The organism is Slackia heliotrinireducens DSM 20476 (genome assembly GCF_000023885.1).
GTDB lineage: Bacteria > Actinomycetota > Coriobacteriia > Coriobacteriales > Eggerthellaceae > Slackia > Slackia heliotrinireducens.
The window spans coordinates 491,543-514,225 of sequence record NC_013165.1 but is presented as its reverse complement, the minus strand read 5'-3'; the positions used below and the strand labels follow the sequence as shown (position 1 = coordinate 514,225).

At 60.9% G+C, this 22,683-nt stretch carries 18 protein-coding genes; 6 read left to right on the top strand and 12 right to left on the bottom strand.

From position 1 onward, the window contains the following. Window positions 1–264: 264 nt before the first annotated feature. Both SHEL_RS02105 and SHEL_RS14165 read right to left on the bottom strand, forming a co-directional pair. Window positions 265–969, bottom strand: coding sequence for a ferric reductase-like transmembrane domain-containing protein (locus tag SHEL_RS02105; RefSeq protein ID WP_012797597.1), 705 nt, complete (start codon window positions 967–969; stop codon window positions 265–267). A 240-nt stretch (window positions 970–1,209) separates the two neighbouring features. Further along, entirely contained in the window at window positions 1,210–1,902 is a 693-nt protein-coding gene (locus SHEL_RS14165) for a TetR/AcrR family transcriptional regulator (protein ID WP_012797596.1), read from the bottom strand. A gap of 161 nt (window positions 1,903–2,063) precedes the next feature. On the opposite strand from SHEL_RS14165, the gene SHEL_RS02095 reads away from it, so the two are divergent. Both SHEL_RS02095 and SHEL_RS02090 read left to right on the top strand, forming a co-directional pair. Further along, complete coding sequence (locus tag SHEL_RS02095) at window positions 2,064–3,818, top strand: FAD-dependent oxidoreductase (RefSeq protein ID WP_012797595.1); 1,755 nt, start codon at window positions 2,064–2,066, stop codon at window positions 3,816–3,818. A 3-nt stretch (window positions 3,819–3,821) separates the two neighbouring features. Next, window positions 3,822–4,370: a cytochrome c3 family protein gene (locus SHEL_RS02090; RefSeq protein WP_012797594.1), complete on the top strand. Its 549-nt coding sequence runs from the start codon at window positions 3,822–3,824 to the stop codon at window positions 4,368–4,370. Window positions 4,371–4,653: 283 nt separating this feature from the next. Here the strand turns inward: SHEL_RS02090 and SHEL_RS02085 are convergent, their stop codons facing one another. From SHEL_RS02085 to SHEL_RS02055, 7 genes are all read right to left on the bottom strand, one after another. Then, window positions 4,654–6,051 (bottom strand): N-acetylmuramoyl-L-alanine amidase family protein, encoded by a 1,398-nt coding sequence (locus SHEL_RS02085; protein ID WP_012797593.1) that lies wholly within the window; start codon window positions 6,049–6,051, stop codon window positions 4,654–4,656. 616 nt (window positions 6,052–6,667) lie between these two features. Then, window positions 6,668–7,207: a hypothetical protein gene (locus SHEL_RS02080; protein ID WP_012797592.1), complete on the bottom strand. Its 540-nt coding sequence runs from the start codon at window positions 7,205–7,207 to the stop codon at window positions 6,668–6,670. A gap of 130 nt (window positions 7,208–7,337) precedes the next feature. Continuing rightward, window positions 7,338–9,071: an SWIM zinc finger family protein gene (locus SHEL_RS02075; protein ID WP_012797591.1), complete on the bottom strand. Its 1,734-nt coding sequence runs from the start codon at window positions 9,069–9,071 to the stop codon at window positions 7,338–7,340. Between the two features lie 312 nt (window positions 9,072–9,383). Then, the gene (locus SHEL_RS02070; protein ID WP_012797590.1) at window positions 9,384–10,592 is read right to left on the bottom strand and encodes an IS110 family RNA-guided transposase; all 1,209 of its coding nucleotides are present in this window, start codon (window positions 10,590–10,592) and stop codon (window positions 9,384–9,386) included. Between the two features lie 460 nt (window positions 10,593–11,052). Continuing rightward, a complete protein-coding gene (locus SHEL_RS02065) occupies window positions 11,053–11,652 on the bottom strand; it encodes an SPW repeat domain-containing protein (RefSeq protein WP_126513726.1) in 600 nt (199 codons plus the stop codon). A 140-nt stretch (window positions 11,653–11,792) separates the two neighbouring features. After that, a complete protein-coding gene (locus SHEL_RS02060) occupies window positions 11,793–13,376 on the bottom strand; it encodes a phytoene desaturase family protein (RefSeq protein ID WP_012797588.1) in 1,584 nt (527 codons plus the stop codon). A gap of 306 nt (window positions 13,377–13,682) precedes the next feature. Then, a complete protein-coding gene (locus SHEL_RS02055) occupies window positions 13,683–15,113 on the bottom strand; it encodes an FAD-dependent oxidoreductase (protein ID WP_169304491.1) in 1,431 nt (476 codons plus the stop codon). A 279-nt stretch (window positions 15,114–15,392) separates the two neighbouring features. Here SHEL_RS02055 and SHEL_RS02050 point away from each other — a divergent pair, with 279 nt between their 5' ends. Next, on the top strand, window positions 15,393–15,947 hold the full coding sequence (locus SHEL_RS02050; protein WP_012797586.1) for a TetR/AcrR family transcriptional regulator: 555 nt from the start codon (window positions 15,393–15,395) through the stop codon (window positions 15,945–15,947). Between the two features lie 212 nt (window positions 15,948–16,159). On the opposite strand, the gene SHEL_RS02045 is transcribed toward SHEL_RS02050, so the two are convergent. From SHEL_RS02045 to SHEL_RS02035, 3 genes are all read right to left on the bottom strand, one after another. Next, on the bottom strand, window positions 16,160–17,110 hold the full coding sequence (locus tag SHEL_RS02045; RefSeq protein ID WP_012797585.1) for an NAD(P)H-dependent flavin oxidoreductase: 951 nt from the start codon (window positions 17,108–17,110) through the stop codon (window positions 16,160–16,162). 73 nt (window positions 17,111–17,183) lie between these two features. Continuing rightward, window positions 17,184–18,065 (bottom strand): radical SAM protein, encoded by an 882-nt coding sequence (locus SHEL_RS02040; protein ID WP_012797584.1) that lies wholly within the window; start codon window positions 18,063–18,065, stop codon window positions 17,184–17,186. A 24-nt stretch (window positions 18,066–18,089) separates the two neighbouring features. Beyond that, complete coding sequence (locus SHEL_RS02035; RefSeq protein WP_012797583.1) at window positions 18,090–18,941, bottom strand: alpha/beta fold hydrolase; 852 nt, start codon at window positions 18,939–18,941, stop codon at window positions 18,090–18,092. Window positions 18,942–19,303: 362 nt separating this feature from the next. Here SHEL_RS02035 and SHEL_RS02030 point away from each other — a divergent pair, with 362 nt between their 5' ends. From SHEL_RS02030 to SHEL_RS02020, 3 genes are read left to right on the top strand one after another with little or no spacing between them, the layout of a single operon-like run. After that, window positions 19,304–20,221, top strand: coding sequence for an alpha/beta hydrolase (locus SHEL_RS02030; protein WP_012797582.1), 918 nt, complete (start codon window positions 19,304–19,306; stop codon window positions 20,219–20,221). A 27-nt stretch (window positions 20,222–20,248) separates the two neighbouring features. Further along, window positions 20,249–21,088 carry a 1,4-dihydroxy-2-naphthoyl-CoA synthase gene (menB, locus tag SHEL_RS02025; protein ID WP_012797581.1) on the top strand — a complete coding sequence of 280 codons (840 nt, stop codon included), beginning with the start codon at window positions 20,249–20,251 and terminating at the stop codon, window positions 21,086–21,088. Continuing rightward, on the top strand, window positions 21,088–22,638 hold the full coding sequence (locus SHEL_RS02020) for an AMP-binding protein (protein ID WP_083762183.1): 1,551 nt from the start codon (window positions 21,088–21,090) through the stop codon (window positions 22,636–22,638). The genes menB and SHEL_RS02020 overlap by 1 nt, the downstream gene beginning before the upstream one ends. Window positions 22,639–22,683 lie beyond the last annotated feature (45 nt).

Here is a 22,683-nt window from a genome sequence, read left to right as displayed (position 1 = left end):
ATGTTCGCCCTACGCTCCAGGGACATCGGGGACGGAGCCCTTTGTCCGTTCGTTGACGCGTTCGAACCGCGGGACGATAGGCTCCGTCCCCGATGTCCCGCAGGACGATGGGCTCCGTCAACACCCCTGTCCAGACACGCTATTTGCTCTACGACCAGAAAACTCGCATGAATAGAAAAACCTCCGCGCGGGTCAATGGGATGGGAAGAAGCGCGGAGGTTTTTCTGGAGGGTGAATGGGTGGTTGAGAGAATGTGCGGACGTCCTAACGACAAAGGTCCTCGAGGGTTTCCGGCTTGGAAGCCTTCTTCCTGTCGGACATATAGCGGGCGATGCGCGCGACCGCATACGCAGCACCCACAAGCACGTACACGGCCAGATTGGTCGCTGCATGCACGGACCCGTTCAGGGCCGACGGCCCCAGGAACAGCAGTGCATGCACGATGATCAGCGCGAAGAAAAGGTATGCGAATCGCTGGATGAATTTCCAACGGTTGAACGGCATGGTGACGCGCACGCGCTTGAAAGATGTGGCGAACAGCACGACGAGCACCACCGCTGCGATGACGGACATAGCAAACGGCACGAGCATCTTCGGCGTCGAGAACAGAGCCGAACCCGTGCTCAGATAATTCATGGTATACAGCACGATGTGTCCGCCCGAAAGGAGTGTGGCCACGATGGACAGTTCGGCACGAGCCGGCATGACACGGTGGAAGAACACCGAGGTTTTGGGAGCGGCGCCCACGAACATGACCACGGCGAACAGGCCGAATGCCACATAGCACTTCTGCACTGCAAAAGCGAACGCGCGCAACACTTGATAGGGCATGGGATGCAGCATCAGATACGCGCAGATCACGCACACGGCGACGGCCCCGGCGTACCATGCGGCGGGCGCCTTGCGAATCGACGGCGCCAGCAGAACGGCCGCAACCGCCGTGACGACAATCGTGATTGCGAGTTCCATGCATCGACCCCTTGATTGTGCGAAAGGACATCCCCCGACACAGAATACAGACCGAGGCGAACCCGTTCAAACCAGCAACCGGCAGTTTCGACAAGTATTTTCAACCTAGATATATATGACATTGAGCGAAGTAGAAAACTTTTTCGCTGCCAGGCTTGCATCGAAACTCAAATCCGGGCGTCACCTGAGCGATTCAGTTCGCCAAGCATTTCACACATCAATTCACTTACGAAGTTAGGACTAAATCAGGGTCCATTTCGCAGGATCTTCAGGCGTATACCATTCGCAATCGCTTGGCGCCGCTATCGCCCGAGTGCCTGCAATGATGAAATCAATGCCCTGATTGAACGCTTCGCTCTCATACGAGCCAATCGACACACGCGTCCATTCTTCTTCGTCGGGAATGTCGGAATCCGTCCTTTGAACGGTGGCCCTGGCTTCCTGGTCAAGATATCCATCGAGAAACGCGCGCAGCACATGGTGCATGTGCTCGTAGACACCCCTTGGCATACCCTGGTCTAGATGCAGGCAATACACATGCCTGTTGTGCACCTGAGGCCAGCCGACACCAAGCTCGTGTCGCATCAGCCGGGCTTTCGGGTGCGCAAGCGCAGCAGCCCTGATGGAATCACACACTCTATGCAGCGTATCTTCCCAGAACTCCCCCGGCACAGGTTCGTTGTCGACCTCGCTCAGCACACGCCCCAACACATGTGCGGCGATGTCTTCTTTGGATGAGAAGTAGGTGTAGATTCCCATAGGACTTATGCCCACACGATCCGCAAGAGCGCGGATGGTGAAGCCTTTTGTACCCTTTTCATCAATCAAAGCAAGGGCGACCTCAACTATCTCGTCCTTCGAAAAGGACGGCACCACCCCTGGCGTACCCATCAAACCGCTCCGTTCTCCATGCTCATGCCCAGCCTCAATCATACCGAAAGAACCTTCATGAGAAACAACGTACGTTGTACGCTAAAAAATGTTGCATAAGCGTCTTCCATCTCATACCATTCAATTACGTACATTGTACGTCCATGTCAGACAGGAAGACCGATGGGGCAAAGGCCTTCCCTAATTACACAAGGAGGGGGATTATGGCAGAAAAAAGCACGGGTTCACTGTCCCGACGTGGCTTTGTCAAAGCCACGGGCGCAAGCGTACTTGGTGCAGCAGCGGCCGCTGGCGTATTCGGCGTAGTCGGCAAGCCTCAAGCGGCCATTGCCGAAGAGTCCGCAACGGCAGCTGAAACACCTGGCGTAACTGATTTTGCCGCAAACAGCGAACTGTACATGAATGCGTTCCCGCAGCCAGTTCGTTACATCCCGGTTATCGACGCTCCGACGGATATCGACCGCCAAGGGCCAACGGCTTTCGAAGCTCGTGAAATCGATGAGACCGAAATCGTTCGCACCGAAGAGACCGATGTGCTGGTTGTCGGATGCGGCATCACCGGATCTTGCGCTGCCCTGTCGGCATCCGACGACGGAACCACGCAGGTCTTGTGCCTCGAGAAGATGAGCGTTGGCCGCGGCATGTTCGAAGGCATGGGCGTTACCGGTGGACCGCAAATGGAAGAGGCCGGCTACGAACTGGACAAGGCCGAAATGATGGACCGCATGCGTCACGCGGCATATTACCGCGTACCGATCGACCCCATCAAGCTTTGGGCAGACCGCAGTCCCGAAGCGGCCGCATGGCTTCAAGAGAAGTTTGACGAGGGCGAAGGCGGCATTACCACGCACTTCATCGAGAATAATCCGAACGCCCACAACTTCGAAGTACCTCAGACAGAAGTGGGGTTCGCATCCGACCAATGGAGCGAGCAGACCACGAATAATGCGGGCGGCGCTGGAATCTACATCGTGAAGGACCTGGCCAACACGTTATCCAAACGCGAAAACGCAGATCTTCGCTACAATACCCCGGTTGTCAAGCTTGAGCGTGAAGAGGGCGGTCGCGTCACAGGCGCGATTGCCAAGGATGCTGAGGGTTACTTCCGCGTGAACGCGAGCAAAGGCGTCATCCTGGCAACCGGCGGCTTCGATGCCAACCCGCAACTGCTCAAGGCATGGTGCCGCCCCGAAGACATCGCCAACTGCGCAAGTTGGTGCCCGAACTACGGCACCACCGGCGATGGCCAGCTCATGGGCCTTGCGGTTGGCGGCCAGATGGACCCCCTGCCTGCAGCCATCATGAACTTCGATTTCGGCAGCCCCGAGTCGTTCTACTCCAGCAATCTCGGAATCACGAGCCTCGTTGCCCAAGGACTCATGATCAACGAGCAGGGCCGTCGTTTCGCCAGCGAATCGCTACCTTTCCAGGCTCGCTCTAACGCCATCACGGCCCAACGCCATTACGGAGAAAGCTGCTGGCGCGTTGCGTCCAGTGCGCAGGTCGCTGCCCCCACGGTGCTCGAAGCCCTTGAGCCGTTTAAAGAGAAGAGCTGGGCGTTCGAGGCGGACTCGTTGGAAGAGCTCGCCGAAATCATGGAAGTCCCCGCTGAGAACCTTGTTGAAACCGTGGAGCGGTACAACGGTTTCGTAGACAACATGAAGGACGAAGACTTCAACAAGCCCCTGACAGAAACCTCGGCAAAAATCGAAGGCGAGAAATACTATGCCATCAAGCACCAGTCTTCGATTCTGGCCACTGTTTCAGGTTTGGTCGTCGACTATTCCTGTCACGTGTTGGATTACGACAACGAAGTCATCGAGGGGCTGTATGCTGCAGGCGGCGCATCGGGTGGTTTCTTCAGCGGCAACTACCCGCGACACATTTTCGGACCGTCAATCGGACGCTGCGTAACCTTCGGCTACGTGTCCGGCCAAAACGCTGCGATGGGGGTGTAGGACATGAAGAGGATTCAGAGAGCATCGCACACGACCTCCAAGAATAAGCTCACCCTCGTGGCCGGTACCATCGGCGCCCTGCTTGTCGCGCTGGCCATTGGCTGCTCGCCTAGCGGCACCAACGCAACATCCTCGGATGGCGATGCTACGGACTCGGCCACGTTTGACACCGCAAGCTATCAGCTGCATGTCGAGAACTGCGACGGCGGCGCGGGTCTTGCCAGCTTTCACACCGCGCTTGGTTACGACTGCACCTCGTGCCATGGGTCCGACCTACCCGACCAGCTTTCGGGTATCGAAACCGAAGATGGCTCCGAGCCTGAACTGACCAGCACGTATTTTGTAGACAACGACAAGTGCTTCGCTTGTCATGGGACTTGGGAGGACCTGGCCACGGCAACCGAATCATTGGGGGATTACAACCCGCACGACTCCATACATGGCACAGTTCAATACTGCAACGAGTGTCACAAGGGACATTCCGAACAAGTAGACATCTGTGGAGAATGCCACCCCAACGGTGGGCAGACCATGCGGGGAACAGTCTCGTAAGAGGGCATGACATACCCCCCCCCGAAGGAAAGGCACCGACTCAGCCCGGTGCCTTTCCTCGTGTGTTAATGTTACGCCGTGGGTGTTTGCGTTCCGCTGTATCGACAGTGGACGGCTAGCATGAGCCTTTAGCTCCAGCTGAGGCAAAGCGTCAACGAACGGACAATGGGCTCCGTCCCCAATGTCCCCCACCGCGCTCGGGCCACGGCGGCCTCGTATGCGAAGCCCCGCGGCGAATGCGTCAGGCTGCGGAGGGCGCGTTTCACCATCCGCAGCTTCGCCGCTAGAATTCGTCGGCTCCGATGGAGTCCATGTGCAGGTTGCCGTTAGAAACCGTATACAGCGTGTATTGCCAAGTGTAGTTGGAGAAGTCGGCGCCTTCGTCATCCTTCGAGAAGGTGGTTTCGTCGCCGAAGGGGTATTCGCTGTCTTCGCCGTACCACTGGTCGCCGCCGTACGCGACATACATATAGTAGTAACCACCAGGCATGCTCACGGTCACGGTTTCGCCCTTGCCCACGAAGAACACCGCAACCTCGTTGCCCGAGCCGTCCTTGAACTTGACCAGAGCGTTGCGATCCGTACTGCCCTCCACGGTGGCAGATGAGATGCCCGATCCGCCCACGAACACCGTGCCGCTGTCGGGCAGCGGCTTGATGCCCTCGACCCACTGGCCGGATTCGTTCACGTAGTTGTTGCCTATCCAAGTGTCCTTCTGCAGCTTGCCGTTCGCATCGAAATAGTATGAGGACCCTTCGATGTCCACCCAGCCGGTGCACATCTTGCCGTCGTCACCCATGTAGTACTCTTCGGACTCAGAGATGCGGTACCACTGGGTATGCATCCTGCCCTGCTCGTCGAAGGCGTACCACGCGCCGTCGAGCTGCTGCCAGCCGATGAGCGCCTGACCGGATTCCTGATCGAAGTAGTAGCGGTCCATGTCGATGTCCTGCCAGCCGGTCTGCATGGCGCCTTCTTCGTTCGTGAAGTAGTAGTAGTCGCCGTCCAGGAACAAGCCCGTGCGCGGAGCGCCGTGCACGAAGCAGTACTTGGCGCCGTCCACGTCCATCCAACCGTCGGGCAGCGAGCCGTCTTCGTTCACGTAGATGCGCTTGCCGTCGCTTTCGTTCCAGCCGGGACGCAGCTCGGGGCTCTGGCGGTCGCCGACGTACCCTTTCACGTCGGCAAGCGACGTCCGCTCGTCGCTGATCGTCGGAGCAGCAGCGCCGTAGCGCTTGCAGTTGAATACCGTGTCATCCTTGGTGAGCGTGAGGGTGTTGCCGGAAACGTCCATATCGAAGGTTTCGCCCAAAACCTCCACGGTGCTTTCGCCCGAGTCCGCATAATCCCAGGTGGCTTCGAAATCGGAGCCGTACAGGGTCAACGTCGCCGAGCCGTCTTCGTTAAAGGTGAAAACCGTATCGTTTCCGAGTTCCTTCTGGGATTCGAGCTCCTCTTGGTTCGTGATGCCGCTGCCGCCGCCGTCGGATTCGATGGAGGATACGACCCATTGGCCGTAATAGTCCGCCTGGACGGGCGCGGCGATTTCGTCGGCGCCTTCATCCGATCCGTCCGACGAGCATCCCGCAACGCCGAAGCCCAGCGCGAAAACAACGGCCATAGCGAAGGCCAGCAGCAAGCGGAAACGGCGAACGGAATTGCGGGTCGACGCGCGTGACATGACGTTCCTCCTTCGTTAAGCCGACGGCATTGCCGCGGCAGACTCCCCTGCGGCCCAACAACCAGCTCAGCAGCGCAACCGGGCAGCGGGCGCTGTCATCGCATGTATATATAGTTTTACATTTCCAGAGGCCTTGCAACAACCAGAACGCGACAAATGGGCCGAATGGCCCTCTCTCGTGCGGGACACTGGGTGCGGGACACTGGGGACGGAGCCTTTTGTCCGTTCGTTGACGTTCTGCGGGACATCGGCGACGTGCGGGACGATGGGGACGGAGCCTTTTGTCCGTTCGTTGACGTTCTGCGGGACATCGGCGACGTGCGGGACGATGGGGACGGAGCCTTTTGTCCGTTCGTTGACACTGACGGGGCGTGTGGTACACTTCGCTTGTTTCGGGTGCGAAGGCGGGAACGCCAAGCTCCTATGAGGTCATGGGAATGGCCTCCGGCGCCGGGCCCTCCAGGACTGATCGGAGCGAGGTCACGCTCGCGCGGACGGTCCCCAATGGGGTCACTGGGGCGGGCCCGGTGCCATTATCGCCCAGCCGGGCGGCGCACGCCAACCCGGCCAAGTCAATTATCAGTGTCCCCAAAGTCCACCCAACGTCCAGGCCGCGCTAGAACGTGTAGAACGGTGGGCTGTAGATGATGCTCGACGGGAAGAAGAACAGGTACGGAGCAGTTATCAGGGCCAGGCGCAATGCGCAGCGCTTGGCCTGGACCGGATCGAGGCCCGCCCGGACGAGGATGAACCGGTCCAGCGCGTAAATGCACAACCCCGATACCGCCACGGCCAAAGCCACAACGAGAAACGCCACAATGTTCGTGAAAGGATTGAACCCAATGCCGTATCCGATGTCGTGAATCACGGCCTCGAACGCAGAGCCGTCCGCCGCCAGCGTCGGAATCAGGAACAATGCCAGCAACATGAGCATGCCGACGAAATCGCTGGCGAATCCAGCCAGGCAGATCTTCCACGTATGGCGCCGGCAGAACGCGCCCGCATCGGGCATCTTCCCTAGACCCCACTTCAAAACGATGCGGTCTATCAGGTAATTCAGCGGGATGAGCAACAGCCACAGATACGATGGCCAGAACACAAGCAGCCACACAGGAAGCATGATGTTGTACACGTTCGAATACGGCTTTCGACCCATGACGACCTCCTGCCAGTCGCACGCCGATGGATGCGGCACCTTCGCCGTCGAGTGTAGCACAGGCTTGAACGGCAGACGAGATGCCAGGGCGAAACAAAGAGGCGGGTTTGGAACGGGAAACGGCGTGGCCCTAGACCGCAAACCCAACTTTGCGCAGCTCATCGGCCAGAGCAGTCTTGCGCGGGTTTGCCGCGACGACCGCCTCAGCCTCGGCCTGGGCGATTTCGAACCCACCTTCGAAGGCCACCACTTTCTTCAGGGCACGCGCCGCCCGGTTATATTCCCGACGATCGCGCGAATTATTCAGTTCGAAGCGTGCCTGATCCAAATACAACTCGAGGTAAGCCTGCGGATACCGATCGGAAAGCAAGCTTTCGTATTTCCACAAATCCCCGCCGCCATCTGCCATGATGCACTCGTACAGCTCGTCTAAAGAGTCCTCGTGCGCCAGGCACGTCTGCTTCGCACCCGCCGGCATCGTCGCCATCAAGGCCCCGCGCGTCTGCGACCAGGATTGTTCGCCCGTCAACCCATGCAGCGCGTCATACCATGTCTCTAAGTCTTTCGCGGAGCATTTGCCCGGAGGATTCTGTAAAAGCCAAGTCAGCAACACCTCTCGCTCGGCTACGGGTTTGTACTGCTCAGTCAGCTCGATGAGTCGGTCAACCACACGGGGCGGCCGATCGTCTCCCCTACGCCGCTCGTCGAAAGCGTCGACGTTGTCCCGCAACATCCCCAACGCCTCGTCGACCCTGCCCTCTCGCAAAAGCGCATCCGAAAGCACACGTACCGCCTTCGCTTCGCCAAGCAATTCATCAGCGGCTTCAGTCAGCTCGTCGAAGGACGCATCCGTGCTGGACAGCGCCATCAAACGCCCCATCTTCCATTGACGACGGTCTGCTCCGTTTCTGTCATAGCCACGGTCATTGCACTGCGCGGGCAGCTCGGCGATGCGGCTGTCCGCCATGGCGATCACGTCCTGCGCAAGTTCCGGATCGGTTGGAAACGCGTCCAGCAGAAAACCCTGGACACAGTCCTCCAAAAACCAGTACATGTCGTTGCGGTTGGTGCCAGGTTTTTTCTGCAGAAAACTATTCAGGGTTTGGAGCATCTTGCGCCGTTGCTTGACGTCTGCCCAGATGAAGGCTTTTTTCATATCGTCTCGAACAGGGTAGAGAGCCGTTGAGAAGAACCCGTCCGAATCGTCGATGCGTATGCGCTGGAGCTGCATTAAACGGACGACGACAAGCTCCATCAACCCGTCGACGTCTTGGGTGGTCCGGAACGGCTCGACGATGTCGTCAACGCCTGCCAGATACTCGTTCTCGAAATCCAGCGAATATCTCCAGTCAATCATGCCGCTGTGCTCGTAGGTCCGCATGAGATCGGTGGTCAGCTTCCGGAGGTCGGATTTCGCCTGCTTCAGGTCAACGACGCCCATCCGAGAGAGAACCCGACGCTCCAGGCGCTCGTCTTCACCCATGAGCTCCCGGACAAAGCCGCGCAGGTCATCTTCCGACATCATGTCGAGAATGTTCTCCCTATTGGCGCGGGACGATATGTCCTGAGTGTCTTGAACAGGAGATTCGACGCACGTCTCGTTCGAATCGCCAGCTTCCAACGCGTACAGGACGGCTGCGATGTGCTTGCACATGTTCCCCTTCGCGAAATGGGGGCATGTGCACGTGGCCCTTGCAAGCGCGCCCGACATCGGCACACTGACTCTGTAGACCTGCGTGCCCGCAACGGTGGCGGAGCACGTGGTGTCGTTCGCCGTTTTGATGGCTACCTGTCCGTTGCGCCAGCAATTCCGCCCGCGCTCGAGAATGCGGTCGGTAAATGCACCGCGCCAGTTTTCAATCATGAGGTCACCTTCTCTTCCGTTGTTTGGGACATAGTATCGCGTCGAAGCAGCCTTGAAATGCTGCAACGCGTATCTGGAAGAGATTTGCGTATCGAAAGGCACGCCCGCCTTGGCGCCAAAGTGCGAAACGCAGGTTGCAATCCGAAGCCAGACCGCAGGATGGAACGGGGGTGGACATTGGGTGGACATTGTGGACATTGGGGACGTAGCCCTTTGTCCCATCGGTGGACATTATCCACCGAGCGTCAACGAACGGACGAAAGGCTCCGTCCCCAAAGTCCACCAACGAACGGACAAAAGGCTCCGATGCTCCTATATGCTGTCAAGCCCCTTTTCCGCCTCCACCTCCCTTAGGAACGCGTCGTATCTCAGCAGCGATTCGGTGTCGAACTCGGCGAGCCTCTCGAGCCCACCGACCTTCGCCCTCGTGATTCCCGCGCCCTCCGCCGCCTGCCTCTGGGTCAGGCCGCAGGCCTTGCGCCTCTCCGCGAGGGCGGACTGGTCGCAGGGGGGCTCCTGCGGGCCCGTGAGCAGGCGGTAGATTTCGCGGGCGATGTAGCGGCACAGGCAGCGGACGGCCTCGCGCTTGGTCTTGCCCTCCGACATCTTCCGCGCGATGTAGGCCTTCGTGCGCGGGTCGTGGGACATCCTCGCGCGGGCGATCTCGTGGACGGCCCGGTTGGCCTGGCGGTTGCCGCCCCGGTTCAGGCGGTGCCGGACGGTGTTGCCCGACGACGCGGGCACGGGCGAGGTGCCGCAGAGCATCGAGAAGGCGGCCTCGCCGCCCAGGCGGGACGGGTTGGACCCGGCGGCCAGGACGATGCGGGCGCCGCTGATCGCGCCGACGCACGGCGCGCCGATCAGGGCGGGGTACGAGCGCGCCATCAGCTCCAGGATCTCCGCCTCGAGCCTGCCCGCGCGCGCCTCGGCCCCCAGCCAGCTTTTCGCGACCTCCCTCATCGTGCGGCCGGCCGCGTCCTTGGGCCTGCCCGCGGCGACGGCCCGCATCAGGGCGGCGCCTTCGAGGCCGCGCCACCGTTCGCGGACGCCGTAGGGCGCCGTGACCAGCATGGAGTCCATGCAGCAGGCGAGCCTCGTCATGTGGGCGACCTCCTGCTCGCGGGCGACCATCAGCCAGCGCAGGGCCGCGGCGCCCCCCTCCATCTCCTTGGCGGGCATGCTCCTGCCGGCGGCCAGGTTGTCGCACGCCGCCAGCGCGTCGATCTCGTCGGTCTTGCCGCGGCGGCGCTGCTCGCGGCGCGGCCTGACGACCTCGCGGACCTCGTAGCCGAGCTCGGCGAGCCTCTGCGCGAGGCCCGCGCCGTAGGACCGGGCGCCCTCGACGCCGACCGGCACGGAGGTGTCGCCGATCGCGTCGGCGAGCGCGTCGTAGCCGGCGGGGTTCGCCGGGAACTCCCAGATTCCGACCGTGCGGCCGAGCCCGTCCTTGAGGGCCAGCATGTTCGTCTCCTTGTGGGTGTCGACGCCGGCGAACGCCGGCGCCCCTGCCGTGCACTCCATTCACCCTCCCTCGTCCTTCTTTTCCAGGTTCGCGGCGGCGGAGGGTCCGTCCCAGACAAGACACTGACGGGGCGTGTGGTACACTTCGCTTGTTTCGGGTGCGAAGGCGGCAACGCCAAGCTCCTATGAGGTCATGGGAATGGCCTCCGGCGCCGGGCCCTCCAGGACTGATCGGAGCAAGGTCACGCTCGCGCGGACGGTCCCTAATGGGGTCACTGGGGCGGGCCCGGCGCCATTATCGCCCAGCCGGGTGGCGCACGCCAACCCGGCCAAGTCAATTATCAGTGTCCCCAAAGTCCACCCGCAAGCGTGGAACACCAAACCCGTCCCCTGTTCCAAAACCCCGCAGACGCACGCTCCAATATGGGAAAGGCCAGGTCGTGTGACCTGGCCTTCAAAGTGTGACTCTGCAAGGGAATCGTGCTCGATTCGAAACCCCCGCATCACACGTCACACGCGATTATTTCGACTGGTCCTGGGCCTTGGATCCCTTGATGCCCTCAAGAAGCATCTTCGGCAGGGCTTTCACCAGTTCGAAAGGAATGATGCCAAGAAGGCTCAGCAGCTGCTCAGGAGTAATTTTCACCGCCAGCGGCATGCTGCCGAAGGCCTTGCAGCGCATCTGGATGGCATTGCAATCCTCCATCACGCCGATCTTCTGGATAAGCATGATCTCGCGGTCGTCCAGACCGTTCATGCCGACCTTCTTCACATCCGGCACCAGCATGGCGAAGCGTGCGAAGGCGGCCACCAGCACGCCGACCACGATTTCGTTCACCACGGATCCCACCGAATGGCCCAGCGCAACAGCGCCCACGATGCCTTCGACCACCAGAACCACACCGACAACCATCATGGCCGTCAGATGCCCGTTGGGGGTCTTGTCCCCTTGCTTGATTTTGCCCAAAGCCGAAGACAGCAGCACGAACAGCACGATAAGGACCGCGCCAAGCGCCATATCCACGAACCTCGTGGGCATGTCGGCATAGCCCACGAACCACGGCGACACCACAAGCCATGCGCCCAGCACGGCTACCAACAGGGCCAACGTCTTCTTCACAACGATCATCTCCTCTATCGAACAGCGCTCATGCGGACGCGCAGCAACCTTCGCCGCCCGCATGAGCGGGCACCCGGCCCCGCAACGCAAGGCCGGATGCCATACAACCAGGTACGGAATCTATTCCGTCAACCTACGGGTTAACCGACAACGTCGAAGAAGTCGATGCCCAGGTCCTCCATGACTACCTGTGCCACCGCACGGCCGCCGCCGATGACGCCGCCGCCCGGGAACGCGCTGGGGCCGCAGATGTACATGTGGTCCAGCGGCAGGCGGTTGTCCTGCACCTCGGGGAACGGGCGGTTGCCGTAGTTCTGATTGAGGTAGCAGCCGATGTGGGAGAAGTTGCCGCCGATCCAAGACGGATTCCAGCGCTCGAAGTCACGCGGGCACATGGTGTACTGACCCACGATGTTCTCGGGGCCCATGTTGGTGGCGCGGGACTGGATGAACTCCAGAACCTTGCCCGCCACTTCTTCCTTCATGCCTTCGTCCCAGCGCTGCGCGCCGCCCTTCAGCTCGTAGGGCTGGTAGCTGTACAGGTACAGGGAGTGCTTGCCCTCGGGAGCCAGGCTCGGATCCCACAACGTGCTCGTCACGGACAGCGGCGACGTGAACCACGGCTCGCCGTACTTGTAGGCGTCGAACTCACGGTAGAAGCCTTCCATGGTGTCGGAGGCGAACTCGACCATGAAGCTCGTGGAGGCGTCTTCGCCGGCCTTGTACATCGGTGCCTCGTTCAGAGCGATGCTCTGCAGCATGTTCTGATAGCTCTGGGGACGCAGGTTCTTCACGCTGGTCAGATAGCGATCGCTCACATTGCCCTTGCCCAGCATGGTCTCGTCGAGCTGTTTGATGTTGAAGTTGGTGACCACGGCGTCGCTTGCCAGCAGCACTTCGCCGTCCTCAAGCACAACGCCCTCGCAGGTACCGTTGGCGACCTTGAACTCCTTGATCCAGGAGTTGGTGCGGATCTCGCCGCCGTTGGCTTCGATGCACCTGATGATGGAGTTGGTCAGCTCGATCGAGCCGCCCTTGGGGATGGCGGTTCCGTACTTGTGGGTCAGCGGGACGAAGATGAGCAGGTTCATGCCGGAGCCCTGCTCGCGAGGATCGAACATGCCCTCAGAGGTGAAGCGGTTGCAGGCGACCTTGGTGTGGTCGTCTTCGAACCACTCGTTGACGAAGGCGTCGCTGCTGCCCAGCTGGATGCGCAGCAGGTCGCGGCCTTCTTCGGACCCTTCAAGACCCGCATAGAACGCGCCGAACGTGGGCGTGGGACCGTTGTACATGCCGGCGACCATCATCTCGAGGGCCTTTTCCGCCATGGCGTAGAACTTGTGGTATGCCTCGGCGTCGTGCTCGGAGAACTGGGCGATGGACTCGCAGGTCTTGTCCACGTCGCGGTAGAAGATCAGCGAACGGTCATCGGGGAAGATGACGGCGGTCTGCTTTTCGGGGTAGATGTACTCCAGGCCGAACTTCGAGAGCAGGCCCAGTTCGTCGTTGCGGATGAGCGGGTTCGGCTGAATGAAGCCATGGCTGACAGCCGCCAGGTTGCTCTTGAAGCCGGGGGCCGCCACCTCTTCGGTGCGCAGGCCGCCGCCTGCATGCTCCTGGCCTTCGACCACCAGAACCTTCTTGCCCGCCTTGGCCAGATAGGCCGCGGTAATCAGGCCGTTGTGGCCGCCGCCTGCGACGATGACATCATACTTGTTGGACATAGGATCCTCCTTCTGTCAGGAACGATGAACCGCGTGACGATGGCGGTCGAAAGGGCGCATGCCGTTTGTGGGAACTGGTGCGCCCCGACCGCCTGTCTGTAGAATACGCAGGTCAAACGGCTGATTATAGAGCCGATGTGCACGGTGCGTCGCGTGGAGCGGGTGCATTTGGGAATATGTGCCGAGTTGCGAGACACATTTGAAAAAGTGTCGCATCGGAAGTGGCCTGTCGGGGTGTTTCGGCCAAAACGAATAAGGCGCCCGAGAAAACCCGGACGCCTTAGTAGAATCTTGAACTTGAACGAATCAGCAATCCAATGCCGCGATTCGCTCCGCGGCGTAACGGCCGAGCGCCAAAGCGCCGCCGAGGCTCGGACCCGACGCCACCACCGACCGATGCGTTCCGGGAACGATGCCCATCTCGCAGAAGCCGCTGATGCCGCCCGCCACGAAAAGGCCGGGAATCGGATGCCCAAGCACGTCAATGGCCTGGCAGTTCGTGTCCTTACGGATGCCGCCGTGGGTGGTCAGGATGCTGCTGCGGGTCTTCCAGGCGTAAAACGGCGGCTCGTCGATGGCCACGGGAGTGCCCACCTTAGCCACGAGATGATGCCGTCCGAACACGGTGTCATACCCGTATTCGGAAAGGTCCTGGTTGTATTTGCACACGCTTGCCACCAGCGGGAACGACGAGACGCCCATGGCCTCAGCCAGTTCGGCCAGGCTATCCGCCTTCAGCAGCAGCCCGGATTCCTCCAGTTTCTGTTGGGAGTGGTAGCGGAAGCTGTTGCCGCGTTGCTGCTGAGCGATCTTTCCGTCCCAGACGCTGAAGCAGATGCCGTCCGGCTGATGCATGACGTCTTCCCAGACGCCTTCGAAACCCTGGGCTTCATTCACGAAACGCCGTCCGGCACGATTCACCAGAATGGCGCCCACATGGTACATGGCGCATCCCACGGACCCGTCTCCGTCGGGATGCTGCTGCGTGTACAGGGAGCAGTAGCCCAGATGCCTCGTGTCTGCCCCGGCCTCCATGCACATGACAAGCCCCGACCCGTCGTCGCCAGGAGCTGTCTCGCATGCGATGTTTTCGGCACCTTCGCCGAATATGTGCTGGTTGAGCAGCTGCGTGTTGCGCGAATAGCCGCCCGTGGCCACCACTACGGCCTTGTGGGCGCGGTACCATACGCTGTGGCCATCGGTGCCTTCCGCACGCATGCCCAACACGCGTTTCGTGACAGGCTCTTGGATCAGCTGCAAGCCTTTCACTCCGAAATGGAACACCGCACCGGCCTCGCACGCGTTACCGTACAGCGTTTCGCACATCTTTCGCGCATTGACGTAATGGATGCGAGGCACCGACTGCGCGCCCACCCCCACAAGGGGCTCGTCGATGAATTCGACGTCCTGGCCTTCAAGCCAATCCCATAGGCGCTCGGACTGTTCGCAGTACACACGCAGGTTTTCAGGGTTGTTGTCCGTGCGGGTCATCGACACCATGTCGTTGTACATGGCGTCCACAGAATCGACGATGCCCTGGCGGCGCTGCATGGGCGTATTGGGTATGACGATGCCACCGCCACAGATGATGGAGGTGCCGCCGAAGCTCGGCTGCGACTCAACGACGATGACCGACATCCCCTGCTTGCGGGCCTCGATGCTCGCCGTAAGACCCGCCGCACCGGAACCCACTACTATCAGGTCGGCTTCGTAATCCCAAGTAATTTCGATATGCAAGCTTTCTCTGCTCACTGTGCAAGTACCCCGTTTTTCTGCCGTTTCATGCAATGAGAATACGCTGGTTATAGCCTACCCTCATCGGCCGATTGCCGCACGTTGGAATGCGACACTTTCGAGCAAGTGTTCCACCAAACGGCATACTTTATTCCAAATGTCGGTTCAGGATTTGACCGATGCCGCATCCGATATCTTACAATAGTGGTTGCACTTTCATGCCCAGCGAAAACAACAATGGCCTCAACGCGAACGAACGAACCCAGGAAACGGGGATTGTGCATGCTCGACAACTATCTACTGCAGATTCCAGAGGACTTCCAGCGCAAGCTGCGCATTCTGCATTCTGTCGACGGCGCGAACAGCAACCTCTCCGTTAAGGAAATCTGCCGGCTCAGCGGCATATCCCGTTCCACGTTCTACCGTTACTTCGATTCGCAGGAGGACTTCTGCTACTGGTACATCATTTTCTGCAGCAGCATCTCGCTGGACCAGGTGGGGCGCACCCGCACGTGGAACGAGGGCATGAAGCATTTCTACCAGCTGCTTGAGCAGGAGAAATCCGCGTTGAAGGTATGTGCGGAATGGAACTCGGATTACGGTGTGGCCTATATCGAATCCCACCGCAAGCAGGTGCTGACGGAAACCTTACTGAAGTTCCGCGGCCTGAAGCTGAACGACCTGCTGGAGTTTCAGATAGCTCACTACATACGCCTCGAGGTGTGGTCCACCTTCAAATGGCTCCGGTCCAACAACGCCCAGCCGGCGAGCACCTTCGCCGAACAACTGGAAACCTGCGTGCCATCCCTGCTGCACGATTCCCTCTCGCTTTCGTAACGCCGCACCCTGGACAACGGGGACGGAGCCTTTCGTCCGTTCGTTGACGCGGGTGGACGAAAGGCTCCGTCCCCGTTGTCCAACTGGAAAAGCCCAGGTCGTGCGGCCTGGGCTTTCTACAAAGTCTGCGAGTGAAGCGAGGGGTGGAGAGGACGTGGTACGAAAGGAAGCTTCGCAATCCCGCCTCAACCCGCAGCCATTGTTTAGGGGAATTATTCGTAGCCGCGGGCGAGGTCGGCAACGATGTCGGCGCAGGAGTCGATGCTCTTCACCAGGGACACGACGCTGCTGGCGGAGTTGATGCCCTCGTCGAGCTGGCCCAAAAGCTCGCTCTTGCGGTAATCGCCCTGGTCAGGATTGAGGTCGCCCGCCATATTGGCCTGCGCGGCCGCAACGGCTTTGGCCGTGGGCGTGGTGCGCCAGCGTCCGCCGCCACCCCAAACGGTAATCGTGACCATGTCGTCGGCCTCGGCGGAAAGCAGATTCTCCTTGGTAGCCTGCGCCGCGCGGCACTCCTCCGACAGGATGAAACGCGTGCCTGCGAAGGCACCTTCGGCACCCAGCACGGCGGACGCGCGGGCGAACTTCTCGTTGACGATACCGCCAGCGGCCAGCACGGGAATGTCCACGGCCTCGGACATGAGGGCCACCATCGACATGGTGCCCGTCGCACCGGCCGGCATAACGCCGCCCTCGTCGCAGCCCGTAGCCACAATCATGTCCGCGCCGAGCTCGGCCAGGCGCTTGGCGCCGGCAACCGTGGGGTTGAGCTGGCGGGCGACCACCTTGAAACCGTCGGCCTTGAGCGCGGCGATCTCGCCGTCGGCGAACACGTCGCCCACGAGCACGACCACAGCCACGCCCTCTTCCTTCATGATGGCGATGGTGTCGGCGTTATGACCGTTGGGGTCGGACGCCGCCGTCATCATGTTCACGCCGAAAGGCCTGGTGGTAAGCTCCTTCGTACGGCGTACGGCAGTGCGGAACGCCTCGTTGGTCGCCTCGCGCGACACCTCGGGCTCGGTGGATCCCGCGCCCACGCCGATGACACCCAAACCGCCTGCATTGCTGACGGCAGCCACCAGCTCGGGGCTGGTCAGCCACAGCATCGGAGCCTGGATGACCGGCTTCTCGATTCCCAAAATCTCGCATACCCTGTTCATGATTCGATTCCTTTCGTTCGTCGGTTCTTTCTTATTTCAGCTGATTGAAAATGTCAGGCCCAGTTCGCATCCGTTACAGCGAACGTTTCATCGCGCGGATGCGGGCCATAGTGTCCAAATCGCCGTGTTCGATCTCGTCACGCAGCGACGCGATGATGTCGTCCTTGCGTGCCAGGAAGTTCGGACCGCTCAGGTTCTCGCCTCCGATGGTGTGGTGCGTGATGAACGAGCAGTCGCAGGTCAGATTCTCCACGAACAGCAGCAGCTCCTCGAACATCTCCTTTTCGGACAAGGGGTCGAACTCCCCTACCTGCGCTTCTTCCAAAAGCGGCGTACCGGGGAACAGCGTGAGACCGCCCGTGCCCACGAGCATGGGGTTCGTCTGGCTGAAGATCTTGGCGGAGTTCACGGCGTGCTCGCGGCTGTGCGAGCGGCCGGCCACACCGTTGAGAAACGAGTGCCAGTAGCGGATGCCCGCCTCGTCCAGCTTGGCGCACTGCTCGATGATGTCCTCGGCGTGGTAGCCCTTGTTCACCCGGTCCAGCGTCCAGTCGTCACCCGACTCGGTGCCCATGGAAATCTCGCGCAGGCCCAGGTCACGCAGCTCTCGCAACTGCTCGACGGTCTTGTTGCGCAGGTCGGTGACGCGTCCCTGTGTGTAAACGAACTCGATGTCCGGCAAATACTCGTTGATCTTCTCGAGAATGGGCTTGAAACGGCTGTACGGCAGGGCCAGCGGATTGGCGCTCAGCAGCTGGATGGTGCGGGCATGCGGTACCGTGGAGCGCAGTTCGGCCAGGTCAGCTTCGATATCTTCGAGCGGGCGCAGGTCGAAGCGCACGCCCTTGTACATCGTGCAGAACTTGCACTTGTTGTGGGTGCAACCCTGCGTGACCTCAAGCAGCGGCCAGGTGGGCCAGTAGGGGTTGCGGTATACGGGCTCGGTGAAATGCATGGTCGGTCCTTTCGGGCGCGATGCTTACTTGGTTGCCGCCAGGAAGCGCTCGACAGCCGCAGCCGTCTCGTGGGGCGCTTCGGACAGGATCAGGTGTGTGGTTCCGGGGAAGTTCTCTTCCAGCGTGAAGCCGGCCTTCACCTGGCTCGCGATGAAGTCCACGTTCACGTGGGAATACAGCGGAAGCTCGGGCATGAGGTAGAGCACGGGCACGTCGATCTTGGCCAGGGCGGGGCGCTGGTCGGTGTAGAACAGCGAGAACCACAGCGCCGGGAACCCCAGCGGGTCGGCGTTGGGGCGCATGCCTTCGATGGCAGCCGCTTCCTGGTCGGCGGGCATGCCCTGGAGTTTCGGATTCATAAGGGTTTTGGCGATGTGCCAGGCTCCCCAAGCCGCGTCGTCGAACAGGCGGTCCATGTCGCCCATGAAATCCTTGTCGGTCCAGGTGCCCTGCCTGATGCCACCCTTCCAATCGGCATTGCTCAAATAGGGGGACATGTCTGCAATGCCGATGCTGGATAGGCGCTCCGTGCCGTACTGGTTGACGTAGCTGAAGATGGCAGCGGCACCCATGGAGTGACCGAAAGCGTTGATGTCGCGCAGGTCAAGCTGCTCGATGACGTCGTTGAGGTCTTGGCCGAGGGTCTTGACGTTCAAGTGAAGCTGAGCGCGGTCGGAGTCCGCATGGTTGCGCTGGTCGTAGAAGACGACGCGATGGGTTTCGTTCAAATCGTCGATGAACTGCGCCAGGTCATAGTGGGACGAACCCAATCCATGGATGATGAGCAGGTCCTCGGCAGAGGCGTTGGCCTGGTCTTTTGCGGGACGGTCTTCGTAGTAAAGCTTGGTTCCATCTTGCGTGGTGATGTACGGCATGCCTGCCACCTTCCTATCGTGCTTGTTTGGCGCTATGGTCATCTTACGAGCTGAAGTTGGCAATTTCACCGTACATTTCTCAGTTTTGTACGGTATTGGAGCGAAGTGAAACAAACCAGACGAATCGTTCCAATCGGCACCTCATGGTGCGTGGTCGGGAGCGGTGAGGGGCGGGACGACGGGGACGGAGGGTATTGTCCCGTACACCGTACTGGACAATACCCTCCGTCCCCGTCGTCCCGCCGTCCCCGTCGTCACGCCCCTCACCAAAATGAACAATCGGCGCTGGGTTGTTCATTGAATCGAGCGAAGCTGCTCGGGTATCGTCGTAGTAATCCGACAGCCACACGAAAGGAGTCCGAATGGGACTGAGCCCGCAAGCCCAGGCAATCTACGATAACCTGATCGAAACCGAGTACAAGAAGCCGTTCTCGGAACCTGAACCCTTCGCAGCCCTGGTCAAGGCCATGGGCGAGGTGCAGAAGACCCGCTACCGCGTGCCTGACTTCGTCACCGACGCGGTCGCGGTGGCCGACGAGCAGATCGCACCCGGCGCCCGCATGATCACCATCGAGCCGAAGGACGGCGCCACCAGCGACAAGCGCGTGCTGTACTACCACGGCGGCGCCTTCCTCATCAACATTATGGACACGCAGTGGACGCTGGCAATCAGCCTGGTCAAACGCCTGGGCTGCCGCGTGCACATGCTCGAATACCCCCTTGCGCCCACCCACGGGCACACCGAAACCTACACCGCGATGATGGACGCTTACCGCTGGGTCTTCCAACAGACCGCCCCCGAAAACGTCATCGTGGCAGGCGACTCGGTGGGCGCGCACATGACCATCGCCGCAGCTCAAATAGCGCTGACCGAAGGTTTGCCCCAGCCCGCGCTCATCATCACGCTTTCGCCCTGGATCGATTTCGGCAACATGCTGCCTGGCAAGGCGGAACGCGACGCCGGCGATCCCATCATCGGCATGGTGAGCCTGATCGAAATCCCCCGCGTGTGGTGCGGCGATGTCGCAGCCGAAAAGGTCTGCCCGCCGAACCTGCAGTACGGCCCCTTCGAAGGCCTGGCGCCGATATATGCGCAGGTCGGATCCACCGAGGTGCTCCTCGTGGACGCCTTGGAGCTCAAGCGCCTGGTGGAAGAGGCGGGCGGACAGATCGAGCTTGAAATCGGCGAGGGCCTATGGCACACCTACGCCCTCTACCCCGACATGCCCGAAGGCGCCCAAGCCGTCGAAGACATCGCAATCCGAATCGAAAACGCCTAGTCAAACCCCTGCGAGAATGGAGAGCCCATGACCGACATTTGTTGGGAAGCGGCCAAAACGTACCGCGAAATCGTGTACGAGAAGGCCGAAGGCATCGCGAAGATCACCATCAACCGGCCCGAACGAAGAAATGCGTTCACGCCCCTCACCGTCGTTGAGCTCATCGACGCGTTCAGCGACGCACGGGACGACTCAAGCGTCGGCGTCATCCTACTCACGGGCGCGAACCACGGAGGCGCCCACGAGGACGAGGCCTTCTGCTCCGGCGGCGACCAGAAGATCCGCGGCAACGGCGGCTACGTGGGCGAGGACAGCATCCCCCGCCTGAACGTGCTGGACCTGCAGCGCCTGATCAGGGTCATCCCGAAACCCGTGATCGCCATGGTCAACGGCTACGCCGTGGGCGGCGGGCACGTGCTGCACATCCTGTGCGACCTGTCGATCGCCGCCGAAACGGCGAAGTTCGGCCAGACCGGCCCCCGCGTGGGCAGTTTCGACGCGGGCTACGGCGCGGGATACCTGGCGGACATCGTCGGCCAGAAGAAGGCCCGCGAAATCTGGTACCTGTGCCGGCTCTACACCGCCCAAGAGGCGCTGGACATGGGCCTGGTCAACAAGGTGGTCCCCTTCGACGAGCTGGAAGACGAGTGCGTGAGCTGGGCAAAGCAGATTCTCAGGCACAGTCCCACAGCACTTCGCTTCATGAAGGCATCGTTCAATGCGGCCACCGACGGCCTGGCCGGGCTGCAACAGCTCGCCGGCGACGCGACGCTTCTGTTCTACACCACCGACGAGGCCAAAGAGGGCCGCGACGCGTTCAAGGAGAAGCGCGACCCCGACTTCGACCAGTTCCCCAGGTTTCCCTAATGCCTGATGGGAGTGGAGAAATAAACGAATCGACCGAGCGGACCGTGCTCACCTTCGTGGATGCGGCGGGCGGCGAAGTTGCCTATACAGAGAGGCGTGCGCAGGCTGCGGTCGCGCGCGCCTTCAGGCGTTTGCGCCCGCTGTTGACGCAGGACGGAATCGCTGTGGCGGTTGACCTGCCGAATTGCCCGAAGGTTATCTGGGTGCTGCTGGCGTGCGCCCAGATGGAACGCCCCGTGGTGATGCTGAACCACCGGCTGACCCCGGCGGAAAAGGAGCATCGACTGGCTCAGCTGGAGGGGAAGCTGGCGGTGGCGGCAACGGTGGATGCGCGCTGGCTTGCGGGAGATGGCGAAGGGACCGGAGGCGCTCTTCCTGCCGACGACGAGCCCGCATCGAGCAACGATGCCACTCAGTCCAACGCAGCCGAAAAGCCTGGCCCAATCGACGGCGGTGCGCCTGACGCCCTCGCGCCCGCCCCGTACGCCCTAGTCGAAGACCTCGCCCACTCGCAATCTGCCGTCATCATGTTCACCTCGGGCACTACGGGAATTCCCAAAGCCGCAGTTCTCACCTGGGAAAATATCATGGCCTCGGCCCAGGCTTCGCTCGCACCTTTGGGCTGCACCTCGCAAGGCTCCTGGCAGGCCGCCCTCCCCTTGTGCCACATCGGAGGTTTGCAGGCTGTCATCAGGGGATTTCTCTCCCACTGCCCCGTCGTGCTGTACGAGCATTTCGACGCGGCCCGCATGCTGGCCGACGCGAAACGCTTTGGCGCCACCCACCTGTCGGTGGTGGACAAGACCCTGCGGGACCTGATCGACGAAGATGCCCGCGCAGGCGAAGGCGCCCTTGCGCAGTACCGCTGCCTGCTGCTGGGCGGCGCAGCCATCAACCCCGCAACCATCGAAGCCGCCAAGCGGGCGCACGCGAGAGTGTTCGCCAGCTACGGCATGACAGAAACATCCAGCCAAGTCGCCCACCATCTGGTGGACGACACCTTCGACGGCGGCCTGGACCTCATGCCCCACGTGGAGGCCGCGATCCTCAACCCCGACGAGCATGGCATAGGCCAACTTGCCCTGCGCGGGCCTTCCATCGTAAGCGCCTACTTAAATGCGAAACTTCCCGCATCTGAGCAGGGATTTTTCCTCACGGGTGACCGCGCCCGCATCGAAGACGGCAGGCTCTACGTGGCCGAACGGCTCGACGACCTGTTCATCTCCGGCGGCGAAAACGTCTACCCCGCCGAGGTGGAACGTTGCATCTGCCAGGTGGAAGGCGTCACGGCATGCCACGTGTTCGGCATGGCCGACTCCGTGTGGGGCCGACGCCCTGCGGCGGTGGTGGCAAGCCCGATGGAGCCGTCGCTCATCCAGCAACGCGTACAGGTCCACGTGCGAGAACACCTAGCGCGCATATCCCGACCTGATACCATCGTGGTGGTCAGGCAACTTCCCCAAACAGGAATCGGCAAAGTGGATCGCAAAGCAGCACGCACGCTTGTCGAAAGATCGCTGGCCGAAAAACCGGCGGACGACAGGTCGTAGGGCATCAAATCGCTGGTCGAAGGGTCGACGGGCGACGAAATGTCG